8 protein-coding genes and 1 pseudogene are annotated in these 9,802 nt (G+C 59.8%); all 9 read right to left on the bottom strand.

Annotated features, from left to right (window positions below):
• Positions 1–239 precede the first annotated feature (239 nt).
• Positions 240–1,310, bottom strand: a complete 1,071-nt coding sequence (locus tag ABIE57_RS19845; RefSeq protein ID WP_354540768.1) for a helix-turn-helix domain-containing protein — start codon at positions 1,308–1,310, stop codon at positions 240–242.
• Complete coding sequence (locus ABIE57_RS19840; RefSeq protein WP_354540767.1) at positions 1,310–1,897, bottom strand: hypothetical protein; 588 nt, start codon at positions 1,895–1,897, stop codon at positions 1,310–1,312. The genes ABIE57_RS19845 and ABIE57_RS19840 overlap by 1 nt, the downstream gene beginning before the upstream one ends.
• A gap of 321 nt (positions 1,898–2,218) precedes the next feature.
• The gene (locus tag ABIE57_RS19835) at positions 2,219–2,383 is read right to left on the bottom strand and encodes a hypothetical protein (RefSeq protein ID WP_007803240.1); all 165 of its coding nucleotides are present in this window, start codon (positions 2,381–2,383) and stop codon (positions 2,219–2,221) included.
• Between the two features lie 387 nt (positions 2,384–2,770).
• A complete protein-coding gene (locus ABIE57_RS19830) occupies positions 2,771–3,244 on the bottom strand; it encodes a UCP036055 family protein (protein WP_354540766.1) in 474 nt (157 codons plus the stop codon).
• Positions 3,245–3,343: 99 nt separating this feature from the next.
• Complete coding sequence (locus tag ABIE57_RS19825; RefSeq protein ID WP_354540765.1) at positions 3,344–5,521, bottom strand: ParB/RepB/Spo0J family partition protein; 2,178 nt, start codon at positions 5,519–5,521, stop codon at positions 3,344–3,346.
• A gap of 169 nt (positions 5,522–5,690) precedes the next feature.
• Positions 5,691–6,905 carry a plasmid replication protein RepC gene (gene repC, locus ABIE57_RS19820; protein WP_354540764.1) on the bottom strand — a complete coding sequence of 405 codons (1,215 nt, stop codon included), beginning with the start codon at positions 6,903–6,905 and terminating at the stop codon, positions 5,691–5,693.
• Positions 6,906–7,118: 213 nt separating this feature from the next.
• A complete protein-coding gene (gene repB / locus ABIE57_RS19815; RefSeq protein ID WP_354540763.1) occupies positions 7,119–8,051 on the bottom strand; it encodes a plasmid partitioning protein RepB in 933 nt (310 codons plus the stop codon).
• Positions 8,035–9,228 (bottom strand): plasmid partitioning protein RepA, encoded by a 1,194-nt coding sequence (gene repA, locus ABIE57_RS19810; RefSeq protein WP_354540762.1) that lies wholly within the window; start codon positions 9,226–9,228, stop codon positions 8,035–8,037. Before repA ends, repB begins: the two co-directional genes overlap by 17 nt.
• 143 nt (positions 9,229–9,371) lie before the next feature.
• Positions 9,372–9,802: pseudogene (locus ABIE57_RS19805) on the bottom strand (recombinase family protein); the annotation flags it as partial.

Genomic DNA, 9,802 nt, shown 5'->3' with positions numbered 1-9,802 from the left:
AGCAGGTCGCCCTTGCAGGCGATGAAGGACTGGCACAAACTCAAGCCGCAGTTGTTCAGGAAGAAGCCATACTACCTTCCGGGATGTGACACCTAGCCATAAGTTGAGGGTGTGGGCGACGCGATCGACCCTGAACCGCCTTTCTAAACAGCATCGGGAAATGACAGGGCTGGACAGAGCGGACAATTAACTGCCGAATCGGGTGATCGTCACACTTTCATGGATCCGGCTTTGCAGTGCTACTTCACCACTCGCAGCGCCGGTTTGTGCGGCTCATTAACGGCCCGTTGATCTGGCGACAGTCGGAAAATAAGGGCCTCGATTTCCCCCAAAGGAATCCCAAGGTCTTTAGCGATGTCGTCCTTAGTCATGCCCTTTGACCAAAGAGCGGCCAAGACCTTTGCGAGCACGGTCGAAACCTCACGCTCGATTCCGTCTGGCTCGCCGCTTCGATAGCCTCGCTTCCCAAGCTCGATCAGCAAAGAACGGTAGTTCCATTCGCTGATATAGCCCAGAGAATTGAGGCGGTATGCCAAGGCCATGGCCGATACCTTCCAACGCTTCTTGGCCGAAATGATCTGCCCAACTGTGAAAAGGTGCGCATAGTCCATCATGTCGTTTTCGGGCATGAGGAATGCCGATGCAAATCTGTCGGCCTGCGTCTCTGCCTCTTTGTCGGCTTTCGACCCTGCGTGGTGATGCAAGACAAGGTGTCCAAGCTCATGTGCCGTATCAAAGATGGACCGTTCCGCCGTCTTCTCTTGGTTCAAGAAAACATAGGGATGTTCCCCGCGCCAAAACGAGAAAGCGTCAACATGCTTGGTCGCTTCCGACAGGGAAAGGACGCGAATACCCTTTGACTCGATCAGCTTGAGAACGTTTCCTATAGGCCTGTCGCCTATGCCCCAATGCTGGCGCAGAAGGCGGGCAGCGACATGCGGGCGGCTGCGCTCTTTGCTCAGGTCGATAAGGTCGGCGGCGGGCAGGTTGAAGCGGAAGTCGATCCACTCGTAAAGCTCGATTCCCAACGATCCCGCTGCTTCTGCAGCTCGGCGCTCTTTGGCCTTCATACGCGACAGACTGCGGAAGCTAACGGCGTCGGTATCAATACGCTCTGGCGCTTCTCGGTAAAAGAAATCAATTGGATAGGAAAGCGCGAACGCCAGGCGCTTCGCTGTCGCTTCATCGGGCGGATGCCCGTTTTCATACTTTGAGAGAGTGACCGCAGACACGCCTACGCGCTCTGCGAGTCCCTTCGATGTCAGCATCCGCCGTTCGCGGGCTGTTTTGAGACGATCTGCGTTGAACATTAGTGTTTGAAGGAAACAGTGATGTCGAAGTCTTCAATGGGGCCGGTATCGGTTTGCGGGTCTGCCTCCCAGTCGCTGTCAGGCGAATAGATGTATATCCGTTCCATCCAGTGAACAAACTTACCCTTTTCGATCACGGGACAAGACAGTTCCACACTGCCATCAAGGCCAACCATGACATAGTAGGTACGGATACCGTCCTTCAATACGGCGGTGAGGGGGCCGGGTTTCATACCTGCGTTGACAAACAAATCGGGTCCAGAAAGGCTTTCCGCGCCACTACCCTTTTCGGAGCGTGGCAGGGGCGGCATATTCACACAGCATTTATCAACGTTCTGGAAGCCAATGCGGACAGTGCGATCACGTTTTACAACCGCTTCAATGCCGCAAGTTCTGTCCGGCACGTAGTCAGGACCGACAAGCTGCTGGCGGAGTTCGCCAACGCCGTGAATGTAAGACAACATTCCAGCCGCGTTGAGCGGCATGGAGGGGCTGGCGTCGTCCGCATAGGCGCGGGCGGTTTGTCCGATAGCCATGATCTGCTGGCGAGTGACGTCAAAGTCCTCAAGGCGGGTTTCAACGTCCACCAGCGTGGAGACTATCACGGTGTTGAATGACGGCAATGCTCAGCCCCTTTAAGATTTTCTACATCATACGATGTTGTGTTTCTTAAAGGCAAGTGAAATTTTCCCGATGCTTCGATGGTTGTAGTGTCAGCCCGCTGCTTTGCGCTGCCATTCGTGCGCTTCGCGGTGAAGGTCGGCTCCCAGCGGCCTGTGCGCACCACGATCTGCGCCAGGGTGGCACACCGGCGTGCCTCAGATCGGCATCGCCGATCACTCTGTGGGCGATAGGCCCGGAGGCGCACCTGCGCCGTGCCCGGGCCCTCGGGAAGTGAGGCCAAAGCCTCACCCGAAGGGATCGTACTCCGAGACGATCACGACCTCGTCGCCGTCGATTTCATCGGCGGGGACGGCGCCGAAGGTTCCATCCCCTGCCTGAAAGACGACGATCGAGACCATGAGCGTGGCGGCGAGGGAGGCTGCGAAGGCGTGTGCATCTTTGCGGGACATCTGTTTGGCTCCTGTCTTGGAGGCGGGGGACCATCCCCCGCGCGACAGGACCTCGAAGGCCCGAATACTGGCTGACATCACCGGGTGCGTTCGGCTCGTCCGAATCCGCCCGGCGGCACGGGCTTGCCCGTAGTCCGACCCCTCGCGGGTTGATCTCGAAGACAGAATTCGGGGCAAGGAAGGGAGTGGCGAGCGGGGTATGATCCCCCAACGTCAGGAGCCGATTGTCCCGCTGATGCTTCTAACGCCGCCAGCCTCCCGGGCAGGCTCTTGGTTGAAGACGTCCTTCCTTGGGGATGGTTCCTTTGGCGCCCCGCGAACTCAAAGGACAAGGTTGTGATGGTTGAGAGGCCCGCGCTGAGGCGGGCCCCTCGGTTTCAGTTGGGCTCAGGCGGCCAGGTCCGCGCCCCCTGCCCTTTCGCCCTCTTCATCAGTGACGATTTCAAGTCGCGCGTTGCGGTATCCTTCCTTGGCGATCCAAAGCTCGGCCGCGGTGATGGATTCCGCCAGATGCAGCAGCTCGGTGTTGCCGCCGAAGTCGAGGAGCACGCGCACCTGCCCGGGCTTCGGCTCCTCGGCCACCTCGAAAACGAGGGCGCTGTCAGCCGAATGGCTGCGCATGATGGTCACGAGGATCACCCCGTCCGAGGAGAAGTTGCCTTCATGCAGCGTGAACGACGCGGGTGCCGTCCATGTCGGGTAAGGCCGGGGTGGTTCCTTTTTTACAAGGCGGCCGACACCGTTCGAACGCTCCCAGGCCGCCAGCTTCTTGGTGAAGCGTGCCGGTGGCTTGGGGCTGCCGTCAGTGTAGCGAATGAGCGCCCCGAGGGGTGCGGTGTCGATGATGGTTATTGCAGACATGATTCCTCATTCCGAATGCGATTAATCGCACTCATCTTATTGATATTGTTACGTTATAGGGTGATTGGGGGCGGAATGCCCGCCCCCTGCTGGATCACGCTATTCCGCGGCCAGCATCGACGCGCCTTCAGCAGGCAGGTCATCCGCCAGAAATGCGGGAAGGTCAGCTTCACTGACGCTGTCAGCCACTTCGGCATCCGCCCCCTGCCCTTCGGCACAGTCCTCACCGTCGAGCGCTACGAGATCGTTCCGGCGCAGGACCTCGGGCAACCAGCCGCTGCCCTTCAGCAAGCGCTCGGCTTCACTGGCCATCTCGCCTTTCTTCAGGTGATCGAGGAGCTGGGCAGTCCCCTCCCCTTTCGCCTCCCGCACGGCCTCGAGAATCCGGGCTTTGGGCACGCGGTTGAGATAGGTCTCTACCGTTGGCTCCCAGCCCGCCTCGACCATGTCGAGATCCACCGCGCGCGCCACGAGATCGGCATGCGCCATGCGCCGGGTCAGACCACCTGCAGAGATGCCTGCCCCGTATGGGTTCACCTTTTCATGCAGCGCGTTGACGCCGAAGCTGAGGCAATGCGCCAGCAAGGCCAACCGACTGCCCTGGTCGAGGACCGTCAGATAGTCCCAGAGTGCCACATCGTCGCCAAGCGGCAGATCGGCTTCCCATTCAGCGTGACGCTCGTCGACCAGCTTTGCCACCACGCTGTCCTTCAGATCGGGCGCCTGCGCCGACATGTAGACGTGACGCACGGATACCTCGAGACAGCTTCCCGAAGCAGAGGAGGTGCGGAAGGTGTCTGTCACCAGCTTCAGCAGCAGCAGCGTCAGCGCGACATCCGGCGAGCGCCCGATTGCTTCACGCAGCGCCAGCGTCCGGTGGGCCGTCAACTCCATGACCAACCGCTCCGGCAGTGGCTTCAGCGCCCCGTCATCCTCATCCTCCGGCAAGTCAGCTCCAATCGGCTGGCCACCCGACATGATGACGGTTCCGCCATGAGCGGCACTGGCATGGCCATCGGCGAGATCATATTCATCCCCCTGTCCCACCGCCGCAGGATCAGTACCGTCCTGGACCGCGGCCTCCTCAACGGGCTCATCCTCTGGACGCACATAGCCACGATAGACTGCCAGCGCACCGTAGCGGTCGAGCGTGACGAACGTCCCTGCCCGCCCGATCTCCTCCGCGTCGAAGATCAACGGCCGAGTCTCGATCTTTTCCATCTCCGCTTCCAACACGCCAAGCCGCGTGTCGATCTCGTCAGGCAATTCATCCTGACCCGCGTATTCGTCTTCCAGCGCCCGATACTCGGCGAGCAGCTTGGCATGAGCCACGCCTTCGTCATCTGTCATTGGTGCGGGATCACCTGACAGGGACCGCAGGCCGTGGCTGTAGCCGTAGGGCAGGTCGAGTGCGACCTCGATCCACTTCCAGCCCTCACCCGCAACCGTCTCAGCCTCGGCCTGGAGTTTTTCCACCACCAGCCGATCGAGCAAGGCAGGGTCCTCAAACCAGCCACCGTCATCGCCCTGGAAGAGGTCATGAAGCATCGAGCCGCCCGCCGCTTCATAGGCCTCAATACCCACAAAGACCGCGCGTCGGTCGGACGCCCGGACCGAGGTCTCGGTCAGCATGCGCCGGATTTGGAATGGCTCCTTGTTCCAGGATGAATGGATTACATCCCAGACCTGAACCTGACGCGCATGATCGGGGTTCACGGTGAAGGCCATGAGCTGCTCCAGTGTCATGCCATCCTCGGCATAGATCTCAAGCAGGGCAGGGGCGACGGAGGCGAGTTTCAGGCGCTGCTTCACGATCTGCGAGGTGACAAAGAAGGCCGCTGCAATCTCTGCGTCGCTCTGGCCCTTGTCCTGCAGCGCCACAAACGCGCGGAACTGATCGAGCGGGTGCAGGGCCACGCGCTGCATGTTTTCCGCAAGGGAATCGTCCTCGGCGAGGATCGCGGACCCTGCATCCCGCACGATGCAGGGAATGGGCGTGGTCTTTGCCAACCGCTTTTGCTTCACCAGCAGTGACAAGGCTTGAAACCGCCGGCCGCCGGCCGGGATCTCGAACTTGCCGGTCTCGGTCCCATCGTCAGCCAACACGGGCCGCACGCTCAGGCTCTGCAACAAACCCCGACGGGCGATGTCTTCGGCCAGTTCCTCGACGGACACGCCAGCCTTGATGCGCCGCACGTTGGACTGGCTCAGCACCAGCTTGTCGAAAGGGATATCCCGGGACGGGGACAGAGTGATTTTCTGGACAGCTTTCGTCATCAGATCTTCTCCACAACGGGCGCCGGAAGCCACTCTTCCGATCTCACTTCCCGTCACCCTCAAACCAACACTCCTTTTCCTCTCGATAATCGGATGGTTGCCAAAAGGCGACTTAACAGCTGTTAAGTCAGGCAAACTGAGCACCGACGACATCGAAACTTAACAGCTGTTAAGCCGCACTTCGCCGACTGATCAAAGCCATGAGCATCGGACCGCAAGAGAACTCGCCCGCCGCGGCCTTCGACGTCAGCGCCCGCAAGTATGCACCCGGTGATCTGATGTCGGAAAAACGTTCCAGCATAGCCACGACGACGATCGAGGCTTGCTCTGGTCCCATGCAGCGCTGCGCTTCTTCCCAAGCGGAAACACTGATCCCCATGGCCGGCCGTACATGACAAGCCGCGTCGAAAAGTTGGTGCCAGTGTCGAATGTCGCCCTGATAGAAAGTCTTGAGCGAGGGACAGCCGGCGATCACCAGGTGGAGTGGGATTTTTGGCATCCGCCTCGTGTCAAGTTCTTCATCGTCAGCCACAGGCTCATCCGTATCCATATCAGGCGTGCGGCCCGCCGCCGCCCCGCCTTTTTCTAAGGCAGGTTCAAGATCTATGGAGTCTTTATTTGAATTATGAAGGTGACGCTCAAAATGGGCATCATTGGTGTTCATTTCTTCTGTTTCAGGGCCATCAATTACATTACGCGCCTGGTCAAGGAGGGTCTCCAGTTCAGTCCGAAATGCCGACAGATCCTCAAGCGAAAGCTTGCGGCGAAGAGCGCGGGCTGTGAGGGCGGCCGTATCGCTGAGCTGGTCCCATAGGCCAAGCCCGGGCTGGATCTCCTCGCCGAACTCCGCCAGAGCGGCCAGGTCGCGACGCATGAGGCTCACCACCTCCCTCAGTCGCCGCACACGGTCCTCAGCCTCACGCACAGCCTCTGCGGCCCGTGCAATCTCCTCTGCCCGGCAATAGAGCGGGGAAAGATCAAAGCCGAAGGCCACGCGATCTTCGCCACGCTTGCGCACATACCGCTTCCCGTTAGGGCTATCGCGCCGCATGAGCAAGCCTGCCTCCACCAACCGGGCGAGGTGACGGCGCATCGTCGAGCAAGGCATGCCGTTCAGCCGCTCGCAGATCGCCTTGTTGGATGGGAAGACGACCATTTCGGTGTTCCCGCCAAGCGCATCGTCCGGAAAGAAGCTGAGAAGTCCCTGAAGAACGGTCAGATCGCGCTCGGAAACCTTAAAGGCGGCCTGTGCCTTGGACAGCTCGCGGAGGATCTCCCACTTGTTGACGGGCTTGCCGGGAACAGACGCCTCAGGCCGCTCGACCACGCGCAGATGGGCGTGCGAGATCGGCCGCATAAACGGCGAAATCGGTGTGTAATCCATGAATTCATTCACGAAGGCAAAATTTCCCTGGCCCGCGAATCGCTTTGCGCTTGCGGGAAAGGGGCCAGATCGCTACATTCAGAGGTGCGAAAACTGAAGTTTTGTAGCGGGCTGGTCCCGTGCGAAACCTAAGAAAGGTCTCGTGAAGCTTGCTTCTCGGGGCCTTTTTCTTTTCTGCCTGTCTCGTGCCTCCTTTTTGATTGTTGCTCTTCCTCAGTCTTCCGAACGCTTCCAGCGCTCGTGAAGCTCGGCGATCAGCTGCAGGGCGTTGCCCTCAAGCCAGCTGACAAAATCGCTCTCCTCGGCCTTCAACTCGAGCTTGAGTTGCTTTCCACGACGTCCGGTCGTGACAGTGGCGGCACCGACCCCCGGAATCACCGTGCCGGGCCGCCCGCGAGGGCGAGACGAGGATGTGGTCTGTTCGGGCTTCCCTGCAGCAGAGAGGACGGCCAAAAATGCATGATCGGATTTCTCGTCAATACCGCTTTGGTAGGATGTCTTGGCCTCACCGGCCAAAGCTACAAGCAGTTCGCGATCGGCATCCGTAGCTACCAACAACTTCTTGAGCTCTTCCCACCTGGGCCGACCAATGCCCGGAGCGGCACCGATGGCGAGGACCAGGTCCTCCCCAACGGTGCGGACCACGCTTAACAGCTGCGACACACCTGCCTCGGTCAGATTGAGAACCTCGGCGACACCCTTGTTGGTGCGTTCGGATGCGCTCAGATGGTCACCGTCAAGCAAGGCGGCTGCGACAAGCGCGCGTTCGATGAAGCTTAGATCCCGACGCTCCTGGTTTTCCAAAAGCTGATCGCGAAGCGCCTGATCGCCCTCCATCTCTGTGACAATGGCGCGGACCTTGATCCCAAGTTCTCTGCAAGCTTCCAGCCGACGACGGCCATAGATCAGGCTGTAGCGATCACCCTCAAGCGGCCGGACGAGGATTGGTACTCGCTGTCCGTTCTTGGAAATCGACGCCTTGAGGCCCTCTGTCTCGATCTGCAGCCGGTCATCGAGCCGACCAGTGGTCTCGATTTGGTCAGGCTCAATTTCAAAGACGCCGCCGCGCAGCCTGCGCCCCTCAAGAGCGTCGGGCGCGTTGCGCAGGGTCTGCAGTGGCAGTCCCAGTTTAGGCTTTCTTGCCATTGCGTCCCCACGTGTTTTGGATGATCGCCGCGATCTCGTCGTTGACGGCGTTCATGGATTCGATTGCTCGATCGAAAGTTTGACGCGTGAAGTCCTTCTTGTCGGCCTCATAGAGCGTCTGCTTCGTCAGCCCTGCATCAGAGATCGCAGTCGACTCAACCATATGGTTGGTCAGGACTGACCTGCTGAACAGACCCCGGATGAAAGCAATGACCTCGGTCTGCGGGGCATCACCCACCTTGTAGCGGGTCGGCAGAAAACGCAGCCAGTCGAAGCGAAGGTTTGCGCCAGCATCCCGGATGACGCCAAGCAGATCGGCGGTCATGCGCAGAAACTGCGACATGGACATCAGATCGAGCATTTGCGGGTGAACTGTAACAAGCACCCCTGAAGATGCTGAAAGGGCGGACATGGTCAAGAAACCGAGCTGCGGCGGACAGTCGATGACGACGACGTCATAGTCCGCTTCGACACTGTCGAGCGCGTCACGCACACGGGCAAAGAATGCGCGGGCGCCGCCGCGCTGGATGGCTGCCGGTGTTTCATGTTCGAATTCCATGAGCTCGAGGTTCCCGGGAATCAGGTCAAGACCACGGATGTAGGTCCTACGGATCACGTCCGAGATCGGGACCGGTTCATCGTAGCGAACCGCGTCATACAGCGTGCCACCCTCCATCAGGTCCAGCTCAGGCTGGATGCCATGCAGGGCAGAAAGGGATGCCTGGGGATCCAGATCGATCGCAAGGACACGATATCCCTTGAGAGCCAAGCGCTGTGCAAGGTGAGCGGATGTCGTCGTTTTCCCCGAGCCGCCTTTGAAATTCACAACAGAGACAATCTGAAGCTCGTCACCGTCACGACGCCCAGGAACGTAGGTTCCAGGTTTCTTCGCGTTTGCCTCAAGGGCGTGGCGAATCTCCCAGATATCATCGAGTGTATATCGCCGGTGACTGCCCGCGGTGGTTTCGACGTCAGCGATCTTTCCCTCTCGATGAAGCTTGCGAAGGTAGGTATGATCGACGCCAAGCAACTCGGCTGCCTCGCCGCTGGTCAGGCTGCGCATGACTTTCTTGGCGTCGGGAGGGAAGTGGGCCGCACGTTGCGCATGAAGGTTGGACGCGAGAAGCTCTGCGTAGTGCCCGATGGCAATGTCCAGGTCCTGCTCAGCTTCGCTCATCTCTGCCTCGATTCGTGGGCGCGTTTTTTATGTGACCGCGCGTTATTTATCGAGACTATTGCCCGAGCTATCAGATTCGCGCAAGCTCTTTCTAGATTTGGTGTGGTTCAGCCACACAGACACAAGGGCAAGCCCTGCTGAATTCAGTCGAGCAACCCCAGCTTCTCCGCCCGCTCCAACAGCATCTTGACCGATGACGGCTGCCAGCTTGTGCGCCCACGGGGTGTGCGTTCGCGCATCGCCTGCAGCCGATCACAGATAGCCTGAAGCGTGATGCCGGGGTCCGCACCTTTGATAGCTGCGACAATCGCCGGTAGGCGATCATCTCGCGCACGTGGGCCCGCGCGGTCAAGCACCGTCGCGGGGAGGAACCCATCGCGGACATGGGCGTTCACAGCGCGCAGCAGTCGGCTTTGGGTCCAGCGCCGCGCCTCGGGCAGGGGGCCGTTGATGATGCGCACCACGTCTTCCCAAGCCAGGTCGGGTCGCAACCGGCGCACATGGGGCACCCAATCTTGTGCCGTCTCGTTCAGACGCTCCATGTAGCCGTCCTGTCGCGCCAGCCGCACCCTGC

This window comes from Roseovarius sp. MBR-6, from assembly GCF_040547525.1.
In the GTDB taxonomy this organism is placed as follows: domain Bacteria; phylum Pseudomonadota; class Alphaproteobacteria; order Rhodobacterales; family Rhodobacteraceae; genus Roseovarius.
Note: the sequence above shows the minus strand (reverse complement) of the source record. Positions and strands in the feature narration are given on the sequence as shown.

Coding starts and splice junctions, on each gene's coding strand:
- repA (WP_354540762.1), bottom strand. CDS start 9,228: ATGAGCGAAGCTGAGCAGGACCTGGACATTGCCATCGGGCACTACGCA.
- ABIE57_RS19835 (WP_007803240.1), bottom strand. CDS start 2,383: ATGTCCCGCAAAGATGCACACGCCTTCGCAGCCTCCCTCGCCGCCACG.
- repB (WP_354540763.1), bottom strand. CDS start 8,051: ATGGCAAGAAAGCCTAAACTGGGACTGCCACTGCAGACCCTGCGCAAC.
- ABIE57_RS19845 (WP_354540768.1), bottom strand. CDS start 1,310: ATGTTCAACGCAGATCGTCTCAAAACAGCCCGCGAACGGCGGATGCTG.
- ABIE57_RS19825 (WP_354540765.1), bottom strand. CDS start 5,521: ATGACGAAAGCTGTCCAGAAAATCACTCTGTCCCCGTCCCGGGATATC.
- ABIE57_RS19830 (WP_354540766.1), bottom strand. CDS start 3,244: ATGTCTGCAATAACCATCATCGACACCGCACCCCTCGGGGCGCTCATT.
- repC (WP_354540764.1), bottom strand. CDS start 6,905: ATGGATTACACACCGATTTCGCCGTTTATGCGGCCGATCTCGCACGCC.